This is a genomic window from Orenia metallireducens (genome assembly GCF_003001995.1).
GTDB lineage: Bacteria > Bacillota > Halanaerobiia > Halobacteroidales > Halobacteroidaceae > Orenia > Orenia metallireducens_B.
The window spans coordinates 45,579-62,196 of sequence record NZ_PVNB01000016.1 but is presented as its reverse complement, the minus strand read 5'-3'; the positions used below and the strand labels follow the sequence as shown (position 1 = coordinate 62,196).

General features: G+C 36.3%; 17 protein-coding genes. All 17 read right to left on the bottom strand.

Going from position 1 to position 16,618, the window contains the following annotated elements; genetic code table 11:
- Nucleotides 1-4: 4 nt before the first annotated feature.
- A complete protein-coding gene (locus BX659_RS11540) occupies nucleotides 5-1,093 on the bottom strand; it encodes a prephenate dehydrogenase (RefSeq protein WP_097018437.1) in 1,089 nt (362 codons plus the stop codon).
- Nucleotides 1,094-1,103: 10 nt separating this feature from the next.
- Nucleotides 1,104-2,120: a 3-deoxy-7-phosphoheptulonate synthase gene (gene aroF, locus BX659_RS11535; protein ID WP_097018436.1), complete on the bottom strand. Its 1,017-nt coding sequence runs from the start codon at nucleotides 2,118-2,120 to the stop codon at nucleotides 1,104-1,106.
- Nucleotides 2,121-2,219: 99 nt separating this feature from the next.
- On the bottom strand, nucleotides 2,220-3,314 hold the full coding sequence (gene hisC / locus BX659_RS11530; protein WP_097018435.1) for a histidinol-phosphate transaminase: 1,095 nt from the start codon (nucleotides 3,312-3,314) through the stop codon (nucleotides 2,220-2,222).
- Nucleotides 3,304-3,687 (bottom strand): chorismate mutase, encoded by a 384-nt coding sequence (gene aroH, locus BX659_RS11525; protein ID WP_172431924.1) that lies wholly within the window; start codon nucleotides 3,685-3,687, stop codon nucleotides 3,304-3,306. The genes hisC and aroH overlap by 11 nt, the downstream gene beginning before the upstream one ends.
- 110 nt (nucleotides 3,688-3,797) lie before the next feature.
- On the bottom strand, nucleotides 3,798-4,217 hold the full coding sequence (locus tag BX659_RS11520; protein ID WP_097018433.1) for a HutP family protein: 420 nt from the start codon (nucleotides 4,215-4,217) through the stop codon (nucleotides 3,798-3,800).
- A 305-nt stretch (nucleotides 4,218-4,522) separates the two neighbouring features.
- Nucleotides 4,523-5,029: a hypothetical protein gene (locus BX659_RS11515; protein WP_097018432.1), complete on the bottom strand. Its 507-nt coding sequence runs from the start codon at nucleotides 5,027-5,029 to the stop codon at nucleotides 4,523-4,525.
- A 74-nt stretch (nucleotides 5,030-5,103) separates the two neighbouring features.
- Nucleotides 5,104-6,330, bottom strand: a complete 1,227-nt coding sequence (locus tag BX659_RS11510; RefSeq protein WP_097018431.1) for a BaiN/RdsA family NAD(P)/FAD-dependent oxidoreductase — start codon at nucleotides 6,328-6,330, stop codon at nucleotides 5,104-5,106.
- Between the two features lie 178 nt (nucleotides 6,331-6,508).
- The gene (locus BX659_RS11505; protein WP_097018430.1) at nucleotides 6,509-7,774 is read right to left on the bottom strand and encodes a hypothetical protein; all 1,266 of its coding nucleotides are present in this window, start codon (nucleotides 7,772-7,774) and stop codon (nucleotides 6,509-6,511) included.
- Between the two features lie 273 nt (nucleotides 7,775-8,047).
- Nucleotides 8,048-8,743 (bottom strand): ribonuclease III, encoded by a 696-nt coding sequence (gene rnc / locus BX659_RS11500; protein ID WP_097018429.1) that lies wholly within the window; start codon nucleotides 8,741-8,743, stop codon nucleotides 8,048-8,050.
- A gap of 17 nt (nucleotides 8,744-8,760) precedes the next feature.
- On the bottom strand, nucleotides 8,761-10,005 hold the full coding sequence (gene fabF, locus BX659_RS11495) for a beta-ketoacyl-ACP synthase II (RefSeq protein ID WP_097018428.1): 1,245 nt from the start codon (nucleotides 10,003-10,005) through the stop codon (nucleotides 8,761-8,763).
- Nucleotides 9,998-10,969 (bottom strand): NAD(P)H-dependent flavin oxidoreductase, encoded by a 972-nt coding sequence (locus tag BX659_RS11490; protein ID WP_097018427.1) that lies wholly within the window; start codon nucleotides 10,967-10,969, stop codon nucleotides 9,998-10,000. Before BX659_RS11490 ends, fabF begins: the two co-directional genes overlap by 8 nt.
- Nucleotides 10,970-11,365: 396 nt before the next feature.
- Nucleotides 11,366-11,596 (bottom strand): acyl carrier protein, encoded by a 231-nt coding sequence (locus BX659_RS11485; protein WP_097018426.1) that lies wholly within the window; start codon nucleotides 11,594-11,596, stop codon nucleotides 11,366-11,368.
- A gap of 263 nt (nucleotides 11,597-11,859) precedes the next feature.
- On the bottom strand, nucleotides 11,860-12,609 hold the full coding sequence (fabG, locus tag BX659_RS11480; protein ID WP_097018425.1) for a 3-oxoacyl-[acyl-carrier-protein] reductase: 750 nt from the start codon (nucleotides 12,607-12,609) through the stop codon (nucleotides 11,860-11,862).
- Between the two features lie 67 nt (nucleotides 12,610-12,676).
- The gene (gene fabD / locus BX659_RS11475) at nucleotides 12,677-13,606 is read right to left on the bottom strand and encodes an ACP S-malonyltransferase (RefSeq protein WP_097018424.1); all 930 of its coding nucleotides are present in this window, start codon (nucleotides 13,604-13,606) and stop codon (nucleotides 12,677-12,679) included.
- 36 nt (nucleotides 13,607-13,642) lie between these two features.
- On the bottom strand, nucleotides 13,643-14,587 hold the full coding sequence (gene fabK / locus BX659_RS11470; RefSeq protein ID WP_097018423.1) for an enoyl-[acyl-carrier-protein] reductase FabK: 945 nt from the start codon (nucleotides 14,585-14,587) through the stop codon (nucleotides 13,643-13,645).
- 16 nt (nucleotides 14,588-14,603) lie between these two features.
- A complete protein-coding gene (locus BX659_RS11465) occupies nucleotides 14,604-15,599 on the bottom strand; it encodes a beta-ketoacyl-ACP synthase III (protein WP_097018462.1) in 996 nt (331 codons plus the stop codon).
- 27 nt (nucleotides 15,600-15,626) lie between these two features.
- The gene (plsX, locus tag BX659_RS11460; RefSeq protein WP_097018422.1) at nucleotides 15,627-16,616 is read right to left on the bottom strand and encodes a phosphate acyltransferase PlsX; all 990 of its coding nucleotides are present in this window, start codon (nucleotides 16,614-16,616) and stop codon (nucleotides 15,627-15,629) included.
- Nucleotides 16,617-16,618 lie beyond the last annotated feature (2 nt).

Sequence of the window (16,618 nt, the reverse complement as noted above, 5' to 3'; positions counted from 1 at the left end):
CCCCCTACTTCTTAATTACTTTATAGCTTTTCTCTTTTAATAGTCTGTAGGCTTCTTCCTGTTCTTCTTCTTGACTAAAGCTTAATCTAATCGTTCCACCTTCATCCCTAACCTTTAAAACCTCTATATCTTGGATATTAATCTCTGCATCTCCTAATAATGAGGCTACACTTCCAATTGCGTTAGGTTTATCCTTTAAGGTTATAATCAGCTCAAAATTACTTGGCAATAATCCTTTTTTCTTCATTGGCAGTCTAACTCTAGCATCCCTAATTTCTGCTAAGGTTTCCCCCAGGATCTCGCCTTGATTATTTAGAATTAGCTCTTTAAGGGAGCTTAACCTCTCCTCAAAGATATCGATTGTCTCTAAGACCATCTCTTTATTATTTAAGAAGATATCTCTCCACATCACAGGATCTCCTGCCGCTATTCTAGTAGTATCTCTAAACCCTCCAGCAATTAAAGAGGTAACCTGCTCATCTTTTTGACTAAATTGCTCGATTACACTCATCAGATTTACTGCTATTAAATGGGGAAGGTGACTGGTTACAGCCACCGTCCTATCATGATTTTCAGGAGATAAAACCAAAACTTGTGAGCCTATTTTCTCCAATATATTTTTAAGTTCTGCCAAGCTAGCTTGATCCGTCTTCTCAGTCTCTGTTAATACATAGATAGCATTCTCAAAGAGATACTTATCTGCTCCACTTGGCCCAGAGGTCTCTGCACCAGTCATTGGATGACCTCCAATATAGATATGGTCTCCAACTAAGACCTCTAGTTTTCTAACCAAAGTAGATTTGGTACTACCAACGTCAGTAATAATTGTTTTGTTATCGATATAAGGCAGCACCTCTACTACCAAATCCTTAATTATACCCACAGGAGTAGCTAATATAATTAAATCTACATCTCTAACCCCTTCTTTTAAGCTAGCAATTTTATCAATCGCACCTATATTTAAAGCCTCTTGTAGATAATCCTGATTTTTATCAATTCCAATAACCTCTTCAACCTCTTGAATATCACCTAAAGCCAAGCCCAAAGAGGAGCCAATTAATCCCACTCCAATAATCGCTACTCTTTTGATCATATCTATCCCCTTAAATCTCAGTATTAGTAACTGCTGCTATAGCCTTTAACTCTTCTACCATAGCCTTAAACTTGTTAGGCTTTAATGATTGAGGTCCATCACATAAAGCATTCTTAGGGTCAGGGTGTACTTCAACCATCAGACCATCTGCACCTATTGCTAAAGCTGCTTTTGCTAATGGTGATACATATTTCCAATTTCCTGTACCATGGCTTGGATCTATAATTACAGGTAAGTGGCTTAACTCTCTAATTACAGGAACGATAGCCATATCTACAGTATTTCTAGTTTCAGTAGTAAAGGTTCTAATTCCTCGCTCACATAAGATTACATTATAGTTACCACCAGCCATAATGTATTCAGCAGCCATCAATAGTTCCTTGTAAGTAGCAGTCATACCTCTTTTTAATAATACTGCTTTATCAGTCTTTCCTACCTCTTTTAATAAAGAGAAGTTCTGCATATTACGAGCACCAATCTGTAAGATATCAGCATATTTTGCTACCAACTCTACATCCCTAGTATCCATTACCTCAGTCACTATCTTAAGCCCAGTTCTCTCTCTAGCCTCTGCTAATAATTTCAATCCATCTTCCTTCATCCCTTGGAAGCTATATGGAGATGTTCTAGGCTTAAAAGCACCACCACGTAAAATCTTAGCTCCACCTTCTTTAACTTGTTCAGCCGCTTCAAATAATTGCTCTTTACTCTCAATTGCACATGGACCTGCCATAATTGCAAAGTGTCCTCCGCCAATCTTGACACCATCAATATCTATTACCGATGGTTCAGGCTTAAAATCTAACCCCGCTAATTTATAAGGCTTACTGATTTCTACTACCTTCTCAACACCAGGAAAAGCTCCAATAGAGTTAAGTACCTCTTCTCTTCTACCTTCACCTACCACTCCAATAATAGTCTGAGTCTTACCACTATCAGGATGTGCCTCAAATCCTGCCGCTTCAATCTTTTCAATTACATTTTTAATCTCCTCTTGCTTTGCACTACTCTCCATTACGATTACCATTTCTATCTCCTCCTTATTTTCTACTTGCTTCTCTCTACTCATTTTTAGAGTTAATATTTTTAGATTAAGTCTAGCTATAACTTTACACTCGATTTTAAATTATGATAATACTTCTTCTAACGCCTTAATCATCTTCTTATTCTCTTCTGGCAAACCAATAGTTACTCTAGCTTCAGTCTCATAACCATAAGAGGCTAAGCTTCTGATAATAATCCCCTTCTTAAGCATCTGCTGGAATACTTCTTGGTTAGACCTACCCAAATCTATTAAGATAAAGTTGGTCTCAGTTGGAATATAATCTAATCCCAATCGTTCAAACTCTTGATATAGGTATTGCTTACCTTGCCGATTATACTCTAAGGACTTCAGTACATGGTCTTGGTCATCTAAGCTTGCTTCAGCAGCAACCTGAGCTATAGAGTTGATATTAAAGGGTTGTCTTACCCTATCGATATAGCCGATTAATTCTGAATTACTAATTCCATAACCCAATCGTAATCCACCTAAAGCATAGATTTTAGAGAATGTCCTTAAGATAATCACATTATCATACTCATTTAAATAATTTATAGTTTGAGGATAATCACTATTATCTACATACTCATAATAGGCTTCATCAAAGACTACAATTACATCCTCTGGTACTTTAGCTAAGAACTCTTCAACCTCTCTTCTCTCAACAATAGTACCTGTTGGATTGTTAGGATTACAGATAAATACCATCTTAGTCTTAGCGGTTATTGCTGCTAACATAGCCTCTAAGTCATGGGTATTGTCCTTTAAAGGCACCTCTACAACCTTTCCACCCATAATCTTAGTAGCAAACTCATATTCACTGAAGGTAATATCGGCTATTACTACTTCATCATCGACCTTGATAAAACTCTGGGCCAATAATACTAGTAACTCGTCTGATCCATTGCCAAAAATTAACTGGTTAGCTTCAATCCCTAAGCTCTTACTTAGCTTCTGTCTTAAGTTATGTACATTTCCATCAGGATAGATATTCACCTTAGCAACTGCCTCTTTCATCTTATCAATTGCCATTGGCGATGGTCCTAATGGGTTCTCATTTGAAGCCAATTTAATTACTTCCTTAAGACCTAATTCCCGCTTAACCTCATCTATTGGTTTTCCAGGAATATATGGTTTGATATCCATAATCTCTTCTCTTACTACTCTTTTATCTACCATTGTGGGCTTCCTCCTCTTCTACTAAGTCTGGTCTTAAACTTTTAGCTCCTTTTAGATAAATATGCTTGATCTGATCTTGCTTTTTGTCAGTATTATAATGAATCAAGATCCTAATACATCTACTTAAAGCCCCCTCAATCTCTAGCTCCTTAACACAGAATAATGGAACGTTAGTCCAATCCAACTCCCTTGCAGCTACTGCTGGAAAGACCTGATTTAAATCAGAGGTCATCGAAAAGATGATTGAAGCAATCTTATCTTCAATTATTCCATTCTCTTCAGCAACCTTCTCTAATAGTTCCTTAGTAGCAACTAATATCTCCTCTGTATCATTATTCTCTACTGTAATAGCTCCTCTGATTCCCCTAATCACAATCTCACCTCCAACCTAATTTTAAGTTTACAGTTTACAATTTACAGTATATAGTTGTAGCTCAAAGTACTTTAAATCTTTAACTGTAAACTATCAACTGCCAACTGAATTTACGTTACTGCTCTATGACCCAATCCTATTGCCATCTCATTTAAGTGTAATAAGCCAATAGCAAAGAAGACAGCTACACTGATATGGTCTCCTTCTCTAGCAACTCCAATCTTACCACCTACATTAAAGCCAATTGCTTTAGGGTTTATCTGAATCAAAGCTTCTCTAGTAGCTCCTGCTACTGCTCCTTGCTCGGTATGGGTCTCTTTAATAACCCCTTCTCTCTTAGCAGCTACAATTGCTCTTTCAATCATAGTCTTAACTGATGAGTTAAAATTCCCACCAAAATCAACTGCTGCCACCTTCATTTTCTGCTCCTTATAAGCTGCCTTTAAAAGATTCTCTTCATCTCTATCACTTAATGCCATCTTAATTGCTGCTGTTGCCACCTTCTTACTTGTTTCTTCATTATTTGCCAAGTTTATCACCTCTATAAAGAAATTATATATTCTCTGTTATAGAATATTATCTGTTATCCCAGAACTTTTATAACTTTAGATATAAAAAAAGTACCCCGTACAAATAGGGGTACCTATAGTTATCCTAAGAATAAACCTACCTCACCTACTGTACTACTCTACTAAATTATTTGATTGTTATCATCCCTACCAAATTACTTACCCCAGTAATAAAACTACTATTCTACTACCTACCGTTATACCATACTACTTTATTACTGTTGTACAACATCTTAACATAACTTTTATTTTAAAGCAAGTTAAATTTAAAATTTATTTAGACTTTCCACTCTTCCCAAGGTCTTAAGCTCATCCTTTAACCAAAATTGTTGACCTCTCCTAAAGCTTTTAATACCATTAGAGATACCAGTTACTTCAAACCAGAGACCATCATTTATTCCACGAGTATCAATAGTTAAATAGTCCCCTTCTTCGATATTGACTTTAAGGTATCCTTTACTAAAATCCCCAATCACTTGACCATTCATAATGACTTTGACCTCAGGATAGGATACCTTATTCTGTAAAGAGATTACTATATAGTCTTCTTGCTCTACTGTAGTAAATACCGCTTGGGCCTTCTCTTTAAAATCTTCCCTTTGTCCAAAAGCCAAAATATCTTCAACCTTTGGTAGCTTAGCTATTAAGCTATCCTTAAAGTTAGGATTAGTTAAGACCATCTGTACCCCTACTACTATAATAAAACCGATAATTATCGTAGTCAATACCAATCTCTCTACAAAATTTTTGAAATTATCAAATCTCCTTGGCATAATTCTCCTCCTAAACATACTTTTATAGTATAATTATAGTATAATAATATGTTTAAGAAGATAAGATATAACTACTATATACTACTTCCTACTAAATATCCCATTGAAAAAGCACCTTGAAGGTTAAAACCACCAGTATAAGCATCTACATCGATGACCTCTCCTGCAAAATAGAGTCCCTGAATCAATTTAGATTCCATGGTGCTTGGATTGATCTGCTCAGTAGCTATCCCACCTTTGGTTACAATAGATAGGTTAAAACCCATAGTTCCTATCACAGTCACTTCTAAATTGCTTAACAGTTCAAGCAACTCTTGCCGCTCCTCTTTAGTAATCTGATTGACCTCTTTATCCTCTGGAATAGATGATAGGGAAATGATGACAGGTATTAGCTTACTTGGCAAGAGGTCTCCTAAACTATTCTTAAACTGCTTACGAGAATACTCTTCAAAATCTCTTTGTAACCTATTATCAAGCTGTTCATAGGATAGAGCAGGCTTAAGGTTAATGCTTAGCTTAATCTGAGCCTTACCCAAATAGTCAACTACATCACGGCTTAAAGTTAAGATAATAGGTCCACTGACTCCAAAATGGGTAAATAACATCTCCCCAAACTCTTCTTTCTTCCTCTTACCATCAATTATCAAAGTAGCACTAACATTTCTTAGATTCAACCCTTGTAATTCTTTAACCCACTCCTCCTTAGTCTTTAAAGGAACTAGAGATGGTTTAATCATACTTATATCATGTCCTAGTTCTTCTGCCATAGTATAACCATCACCAGATGAACCTGTTGTTGGATATGACTTCCCACCAACGGCAATTAGTACATTAGAGCTATAATATTCTTTTTCATCAGAATCTTTAACTCCCTTTACCTCTTTACCCTCAGCAATGACTTTATCTACAGAAGTCTTTAATTTGATTTCAACACCTGCATCTGTAATAAATCTTTTAAGAGCTTCCACAACATCTCTAGCAGAATCAGAAATAGGAAAGATCCTATCTCCCCTCTCTACTTTGGTTTTAACCCCTAATTTATTAAAGAAATCTTTTAATTGCCAATTGGAGAAGGTATATAGGGCACTATATAAAAACTTACCGTTATCTGGAAAGTTTTTGATAATCTCCTCTATCTCACAGTCATTGGTCAAATTACATCGACCCTTACCAGTAATCAATATCTTCTTACCTAGCTGTTCATTCTTCTCTAATAATAAGACCTTTTTACCACGATTAGCGGCTATGCCTGAAGCCATCATTCCTGCTGCACCACCACCTACTACAATTAAATCATACATTTATCTAGCCTCCTATTATATACTCATTCAACTTTAAGATGAAATTTAAATCTAAATCTGAGTTTGAAAACCATAAAATATTGTTTTTATAATTTACTTATACTTATGCTTAATCTTAAAGTATCACAATTTCCCGATTAAATTTCATTTTATAATTGGTTATCTATACCATACTTAATTACTCGCCCCTTGCTTTCTCAAATTTAATCTCTTCACCTTGAGCATCTATTCTTAGCAAATAACCGTCGATCTCGTGGCGATCTTGTATCCATCCTCCTAAGATAAAATCACCATCTTCAGTCTTAGCAATAGCATTAAATCCCCCATCCTGATAAGATGACCTAAAGGATTTTGCCCATTCTTCTTGGCCATTTTGATTGAATTTAACGGCATAAGCTACATGACGATAATCATTATCCTCTTCAATAAATATTAATTTATACCCCACAGCTATAAAGTAGCCACGCTCTGCTTCTTTAACATCAGTAAATAGATAATAGTCCTCTTTCTCTAGGTTCTGATAGACCTTAGTCCATAAAGTATCTCCTTTAGCATTTAGTTTAACTATATAAGCACCATAGGATTCACCTTCTTTGCCTTGCACCTCACCTACCAGGATCAGCTCTCCTGCTTGATTTTCTAGAACAGAGTTAAAACTACTATTATATCCATCTTTTTCAATAAGCTTAGACCACTGTTGATTGCCTCCCGAATCCAGCTTGATGATGTAGGCACTTCTACTATAGCTATATCTATTAGTACCATAATAACCTACTAAAATAATACCACCATCACTGCTCTCCATAATGGAGTTAATTCCATCATAATATTCTCCACCAAAACCCTTTATCCACTCTTGCTTGCCCTTCTTATCTAATTTGACTAGATAAGCTTGCTGATTAAAAGAGTCTTCTCCCTTAGCTATTTTGACCTTTCCCCCTATAAGTAAAGACTTATCATTTAATTCCTTAGCTACCTTAAAAGAAGCTCCATATTTACTTCCAAATCTTCTAGACCACTCTTTATTACCTTTCTTATCCACCTTAATTAGATAAGCATCTGTTTTATTATTGTTAGATGAAGAGCTTTCACCTACTAATACAACTCCACCATCTGCTACTTCTTCAATTCCATTGAATTTGATATTACCCTCTTCCTTAAAATTGCTAACCCACTTCTGAGTGCCATTTAAAGCCACCTTTAGAAGATAAGCAGTTTTGTTTTGATCATTAGAAGCCTTACTGCTATAACCAGCAGCTAAAACAGAAGAATCATTTAGTTGGGTTATAGCAGTAAAGTTCTCTATTCTACCATCCTCTCCATAATCTCTTCCACTGATATCATAGAGGAATCCTTCAGGAATAACCACAAAAAAGAAGGCGATCAATATTCCCACTACTGAAGCTATAACAAGCCACTTAAATTGATAAAGATAAAAATTCATATAACCCCCCCAAATAACAATCATTTTATACTAGTCAAAACTAATATAATTTAGAGATATTAAGGCACTTTAGTAATCAGTGACGAGTGACGGGTAACGAGTAAAAATTTCCTCTCGTTACTGTCTTAATATAGCCATAATACGATCTTAAATATATTAAAATACAACTAGCACAATCTATAATATAAATACAGTTTATAGCAGCAAAATTAATTTAAAAACCAAAAGAATAAATTAATAGTTAAAGAAAAAGTAGCTCCCCAGGGAGCTACTTTACACTTTATTAATAGCATCTTCAGCTGCTTTTTGTTCTGCTTCTTTTTTACTGCTTCCTGCACCCACACCTAAAACCCGCTCTTCAAGATTTACTTGAATAGTAAACCTCTTATTGTGGTCTGGTCCTTCTTCCTTAACAACTTCATATTCTGGTCTCAAATTAGAGTTCTTCTGAACCAACTCTTGTAATAAGGTCTTATAATCTTGAATATGCTCCCCCCGCTCTACTAACTTAATATCAGGGATTAATAATTCCAAAATAAAGCCCTTAATTATCTCTAATCCTTGATCTAAGTAAATACTACCAACTAAGGCTTCAAAGGCATCAGCTAAGATAGAGTCTCTGTCTCTACCACCAGTCATCTCTTCCCCTTTTCCCAAAAGTAGATATTTACCTAGATTAATTTCTTTGGCTTTTTCTGCTAATACTGGAGCACTGACAACAACAGATCTAATCTTAGCCAACTCTCCTTCGGGATGATTGGGATACTCAATAAACATATACTCACTGACAACCAAATCTTGAATCGAATCTCCCAAAAACTCCAAGCGTTCATTATCTTTTAATCCCAAATGTCTATTTTCATTAGCATAAGATTTATGGGTAACAGCTCTTTGTAATAACTCTAGATCATTAAAGAAGATACCAAGTTGCTGTTGTAATTCTTCTAAACCTTTATTATAACCTGTCATCTTGCCCACATCCTAAATTATTCATTATATTCTTTAAATACAACAGTAGCATTATGACCACCAAATCCTAAAGAATTAGATAAAGCTACCTTTACCTCACACTCTCTAGCTTTGTTTGGAACATAATCTAGGTCACATGTTGGATCTTCATTTTTATAATTGATTGTTGGAGGCACTATATTATTTTTGATAGCCAATATTGAAGCAATAGCTTCAACACCTCCAGCAGCTCCTAATAAATGCCCTGTCATTGATTTGGTAGAACTGATAGCTATCTTACTAGCATAATCACCAAATACTTGTTTAATTGCTGCAGTCTCTAATTCATCATTAGCCGGTGTAGAAGTTCCATGGGCATTGATATAATCCATCTGTTCAGGAGAGATTCCTGCTTTATCTATAGCCATTTTAATTGCCTTTGCTGCCCCAATACCTCCTGGCGCTGGAGCTGTAATATGATGAGCATCAGCAGATGCACCATAGCCTACCATTTCAGCATAGATTTTAGCCCCTCTTGCTTGAGCACTCTCTAAAGATTCTAAGATTAAGATACCAGAACCTTCTCCCATAACAAAACCATCACGTTTAGCATCAAATGGTCTACTAGCACCTTCTGGATCATCATTATTAGTACTCATTGCCTTCATAGAACAAAATCCAGCAAAAGCTAGTGGAGTAATACACGCTTCAGCTCCTCCAGCAATCATTGCATCAGCATCACCACGACGAATAGTTTCAAAAGCATCACCAAGGGAATTTGTAGCACTAGCACATGCTGTTACAACAGAAGTATTAGGTCCTTTAGCACCAGTATAAATTGAAACTTGCCCTGCTGCCATATTAGCAATCATCATAGGAATTAAAAATGGTGTTACTCGATTAGGTCCTTTGTCCAATAGTCTTTTATGTTGCTCTTCTAGAACCTCAATTCCACCAATCCCAGAACCGATAATAGTTCCTATCCTCTCAGCATTCTCTTCATTAATTTCCAATCCAGCATCCTTCATTGCCATCTGAGCTGCTACAACAGCAAATTGAGTATAACGATCCATCCTCTTAGCTTCTTTACGATCAAGACCATATTCTTGAGCTTTAAAACCTTTGATTTCACCAGCAATTTGTGTCTTATATTCTTCTGCATCAAAGTGGCTAATCTTTGTAATTCCAGATTTACCTTCAACTAAAGCATTCCAATACTCTTCCAAACCTATCCCTATAGGAGATAAAACTCCCATTCCAGTTACTACAACACGCTTACTCATCTTCCTCTTCCCCTCCCAGATACTTTCTAGCTTCACTTACTAAGTTATTTATTATCTCCTTTACAGGTAAGACCTTATCAATTAAATGTGCTCTCTCTCCTGCAAAGACCAATCCATGGGTCATATTACCTTCTTGAGCTTTGATTAAAGAGTCCATAATACAAAAACTATGGGAGCACTTCTTTAAGCAGATATAATCACAGCTCTTACCAGTATCAACTTCATTACTACTTAACCTATCAAAAAACTCATTCTTTAATGCTCTACCTGGTAGACCTACTGGACTATTAATTAGAACACTATCCTCTTTACTGGCATTTATGTAGGTCTGTTTAAAGCTATCATCTACCTCACACTCTGTACTTGCTACAAATCTTGAGCCCATCTGCACACCACTAGCACCTAGCTTTAACACTTCAGCAATATCCTTACCATCAATGATTCCACCTGCTGCAATTACAGGTATTTTAACCGCCTTAACAATCTTTTCAACTAAGGTCTTCATCGGCTGATCTGTACCTAAATGACCTCCTGCCTCTTTACCTTCCACAACGATAGCAGAAGCCCCTAGTTTCTCAGATATTTTAGCAAGTTTTACAGAAGAGACAATAGGAACTATCTCTACTCCAGTCTCTTTTCCTACTGTGAACAGATCTCGAGAGAAACCTGCTCCAGCTACAATAAGATCAATTCCTTCACTAACGGCTGCATCTACTAACTCTTTGAACTCTCTAACAGCAACCATAATATTAACACCTATAATCCCTTGGGATAATTCTCTAGCCTTACGAATCTCTTCTTTCAACTCTTCTACCTTAAGACCTGAACCAGCTATTAAACCAATCCCACCTTCATTTGCCACAGCAGCTGCTAAAGGAGCAGTGGATACCCTAACAGCCATTCCACCTTGTACAATCGGAACCTTAGCAATCAAATTTCCTATTCTTAAATCAGATAATTTCAAATCGATTCCCCCATCATTATTTATTTGAGCAATCAGTAATCAACATTAAATCTTCTTAGAGAAGAATTATATCTATATAAAAACATTTAAATCTAGGAATCGCAAAGTACTTATCTTTTAAAATTCAGTTAATTTCATAAAGTAAAACCAAGCAATTAGATATATTTATTATTGAACCTATAGCTATTAGAATCTTATAATAATTATGAAATTTCCTGACTTATCAATCTCAATCAATCCTTAATACTTTGGCTCTAGTTATTAAACTTAATTTTTAAAGTTATTTATTATTTATATGTTCATAATCTATTATTAATTGTATGATTTCAAATTAAAATAAAGTTATTTGATTAAAGCCCCGCTTATAGAGATAAACGGGGTCATTAAAAATTAAAATTATAATGCATTTTCAATATAATCTACAGCATCTTGAACTGTTTCAATATCTTCAGCATCTTCATCAGGAATTTCAATATCAAACTCCTCTTCAAAGGCCATAACAACCTCTACGATATCTAAAGAATCAGCTCCTAAATCATCGATAAAAGAAGCCTCTAAAGTTACTTCTTCAGGATCTACACCTAATTCTGCAACAACAATATTCTTTACTGTTTCAAATACGTTCATACTTTCACCTCCTCTCAATGAAAACTTAATTTAAATAACGCAATGTAGTTTTCATTACTAGGGCATCGAGCCCGTCGCAATTTCAACTTAATTTAAATAACGTAATGTAGTTTTCATTATTTGGCCATCGAGGCCGGCACAATTTCAACTTAATTTACAATGTACAATTATAATTGAAAAGCTAATTTGAAATTTTATTAAAAATTTAGATAACAACTTCTATTTTAACTGTACACTGCACACCGTTAACTGTCAACTAAAAACTACATTACCATTCCACCATCGACTCTAATTACTTCACCAGTGATATATCTTGCTTCATCACTAGCTAAAAAAGATACTAAGTTAGCGATATCCTTTACTTCACCAAACTCCTTCATTGGAATCGCAGCAATCATCTCTTCTACTACATTTTCAGGTAATTCATCGGTCATAGCAGTCTTAATAAAGCCTGGAGCAATAGCATTTACAGTTATCCCTCTTGTAGCTAGCTCTTTAGCTACAGATTTAGTAAATCCGATTAAACCAGCTTTAGATGCAGCATAATTTGTTTGACCTACATTACCCATCAACCCAACTACAGAAGACATGTTAATGATCCTACCACTTTTCTGTTTCATCATTGTTCTAGTTACAGCTTTAGTAGCATTAAAAGCACCTTTAAGATTGACATTTAATACTGCATCCCAATCACTTTCTTTCATTCTCATCAATAATGTATCACGAGTAATACCCGCATTATTAACCAAAATATCAAGACTACCAAGCTCTTTAGTAATAGTCTTCACCATTGCTTTAACTTGATCCATCTCTGTTACATCAGCTTCAAGGGCAATTGCTTTACCTCCCAAGGCTTCAATTTCATCTACAACCTCTTGAGCATTCTCAGCCTCTCCTGCAAAAGGGTAATTAACAACTATTTTAGCACCCTCCTTAGCCAATTTAAGGGCAATAGCCTTTCCAATTCCTCTAGAGCTACCTGTAACCACAGCAACTTTATCCTTTAACTTCATATTTTCACCCCTTTAATCCCTATTTCAATGATATTTTTCCAATACATCTATATTTTATAAGTTAAGATTATAATTTTTTCAATGTTTTTTCTAAAGACGCTAGATCTTCTACATTCAAAGCAGTTACCTTACGGTCAATCCTTCTCATAAACCCTTTTAATACTCTCCCAGGTCCAACTTCAATGAAAGTGTCTACACCATTTTCGATCATAGCTTTAATCGATTCTTCCCAACGTACCGAACCACTGATCTGTTCAATTAAGGCTTGAGCAAAATCTCCAGATTGAGTAGTAAATTCTGCATCGACATTGGTCACTACGGGAACTTGAGCATCATTAAAACTAATCCCTTCTAATTCCTTAGACAGCTCTTTAGCAGCAGACTCCATCAAACTAGAGTGGAATGGACCACTTACATTGAGGATAATAGCCTTTTTAGCTCCGGCCTCTTGAGCCAACTCAGCAGCTTTCTCTACCCCTTCTTTCTCTCCAGAGATAACAATCTGCCCTGGACAGTTATAGTTAGCAGGCTCCACTATACCAGCAGTTGAAGCCTTCTGACAGACCGCTTCTACCTCTTTACCATTTAAACCGATAATTGCAGCCATAGTTCCTTTACCAGAAGGGTCAGATGCTTCCATTAACTGACCACGCTTTCTGACCAATTTAACTGCATCAGTAAAGTCCAATACTCCAGCTGCTACTAAAGCCGAATACTCTCCTAAGCTATGTCCAGCAACTATATCAGGCTCTATCCCTTTCTCTTTTAATACCCTATAGACTGCAATACTAGCAGTTAAGATTGCTGGTTGAGTATTAGAGGTCTGTTGCAAATCCTCTGCTGGTCCCTCAAAACATAATTTAGAAACATCTATATCTAAAGCGTTATCTGCCTCTTTAAAGGTCTCTTTGGCTACTACAAATTCTTTAACTAAATCTGCACCCATCCCAACTTGCTGAGATCCTTGTCCAGGAAAGATAAAAGCAACTTTACCCATCTTAATTCCTCCCTCTTTAAGTTCAGTAAGTAGTAATTAAACTATTAATTTACAGTTATCCTTCATTACCTTCTTAGCACCTTCGATAATATCAACAATAATATCCTTTGCTGGTTCTACCTTTGATACCATTGCAGCCACTTGACCAGCCATAACAGTTCCTTCATCTACATCACCATCAATTACAGCCCTTTGCAATCGTCCAATTCCCAATTTTTCAATCTCTTCTTTAGGTACTCCTTCTTGCTCCATAGATTCAATTTGACGAGTTAATTTATTTTTAAGGTTTCTAACTGGATGACCAGTAGAACGAGCCGTAACTATCGCATCTCTATCCCTTGCTTTTAAAATAGCCTTTTTGTAATTCTCATGGACTGTACACTCTTTAGCACAGATAAAACGAGTACCAACCTGTGCCCCTACTGCACCTAATGAAAGTACAGCTGCTAAGCCATAACCATCAGCAACTCCTCCTGCTGCAATTACTGGCAGATCAACTGACCTAGCAATTTGAGGAATTAAAGGCATTGTAGTTAACTCACCAATATGCCCCCCCGCTTCACTTCCTTCTGCAATAATCGCATCAACACCTAAACGAGCCATTCTTTTAGCAAGTGCAACTGAAGGGACAACAGGAATTATCTTAGTTCCAGCATCTTTTAAAGCATCTATATACTTTCCTGGGTTTCCAGCCCCTGTAGTAACTACAGGAACCTTCTCTTCAATTACAACTTCTATTACTTCATCTACATAAGGTGACAATAACATTACATTAACTCCAAAAGGTTTATCTGTAACCTTCTTAACCTTTTTTATCTCTTCTCTTACAATCTCAGCAGGGGCATTACCTGCTCCTATAATACCTAAGCCTCCAGCTTGAGAGACTGCTGCTGCTAATTCTCCAGTAGCAATCCAAGCCATACCACCTTGAATAATTGGATGTTCTATATCTAATAACTTACATAGTTCTGTCTTAATCATTTTAAACTACCTCCCTTTAAACCCATTCAATAACTGTAGCCCCCCAAGTTAGTCCTGCTCCAAAGCCAACAAGGACAACTATATCACCACTCTTAATCTTCCCTTCTTTTACAGCTGCATCTAGAGCAAGAGGGATTGATGCTGCTGAGGTATTACCATATTGGTCTAGATTTACATAAATCTGATCTCTATCTAACTTCAACCTCTTAGCTGCTGCATCAATGATTCTAATATTGGCCTGATGAGGAATCAAAAAGTCAATATCATCTCTAGTTAATCCAGCTTTCTTCAATGCCTGCACAGCAGCCTTGCCTAAGATTCTAACAGCAAATTTAAAGACAGGGTTGCCTTCCATCTCTAAATAATGTAGCCCTTCATCGATAATCTGTTGAGAAAATGGTCTCTTAGATCCCCCCCCACGGACTATTAAAACTTCATTCTGCTCTCCATCAGCTCCAATAACATTTGATAAGATACCACCTGATTTAGTAGGAGTTAGAACTGCTGCCCCTGCCCCATCACCAAATAAGACACAAGTACCTCTATCCTCCCAATTAACGATCTTAGATAGTGTTTCAGCACCAATGACTAAAACATTATCATAAGTACCTGTTTCAATATATTGGGTAGCAACAGATAGACCATAAACAAATCCAGAACAAGCTGCTACCATATCAAAAGCTGGGATACCCTTAACTCCTAATTTATCCTGTAATACACAAGCAGTGGAAGGAAATGCTAAATAATCAGGAGTAGCGGTAGCTACTAAGATCAAGTCTAAATCCTCTGCTTCCAACCCTGCATCTGCTAGGGCATTTTTTGCTGCTTCATAAGCCAAGTCAGAGGTTGCTATATCATCTTCAGCAATTCTTCGCTCTTTTATTCCCGTCCTAGTTGTTATCCACTCATCACTAGTATCTACCATCGCTTCTAATTGATTATTTGTTAGGACCTTCTCAGGAGCAAAAGAACCTACTCCTGCAATTTTAGCTTTTCTAAGTTCTCGTATCATAATCACTTACCAGTCCTTCCTTCAATATTAGCTTTCTATATTGGCTTTAATTAAATTTATCAAATCTGCTTTTATTCCCTTTTCAGCATTCTTTATAGCATTCTTAATTGCCTTTGCATTAGAACTACCATGGCTAATTATTGTTATCCCATCTATACCCAATAGTGGGGCACCACCATATTCAGTATAATCCATCTTCTTAGCTACTCTTTTAAAGGCTGGCTTTAATAGTAATCCACCAATCTTTCCTAAGAAGGTTGCTGTAATTTCCCGCTTAATAATCTTAAATAAAGCGGAAGCTAAGCCCTCAGTAGTCTTTAAGACAACATTTCCAACAAACCCTTCACATAAGATAACATCGTATTCTCCTGTGAAGATATCACGCCCTTCAACATTACCTACGAAATTTATATTATCCATCTCTTTTAATAGTTTATGTGTTTCAATAGTTAATTCATTTCCCTTTTTCTCTTCTTCACCAATACTTAATAAACCGACTGTAGGATTTTGTTTGTCTAATAAGTTTTTAGCATAGATTTGACCCATTAGAGCATGTTGCACTAAATGCTCTGGCTTACTATCAACATTAGCCCCCATATCTAAAAGAAGAGTCTCCTCCTCTAATGTAGGGAAGACTGTAGCAATCGCTGGTCTTTTTATCCCTTTGATGCGCCCAGTTTTAAGCAAACTACTTGCCATAACTGCTCCTGTACTTCCTGCCGAAACAAAAGCATCACCTATACCCTCTTTGAGCATCTTAGAGCCCACAACAATTGAAGAATCCTTCTTCTGTCTTAATGCTTTAGCTGGTGATTCATTCATGCCAATAACTTCAGAAGCATGGCAAATTTCTATCTTATCTTTATCATATGTATATTTAGCAAGTTCTTTTTGAACTTCAGTTTCAATTCCCACTAAGATGAGTTTAGAGTCAATCTCTTGACTTGCTTCAACAGCCCCTTTTACAATCTCATCAGGAGCATGGTCTCCTCCCATAGCATCAATAATAATCTTCAACG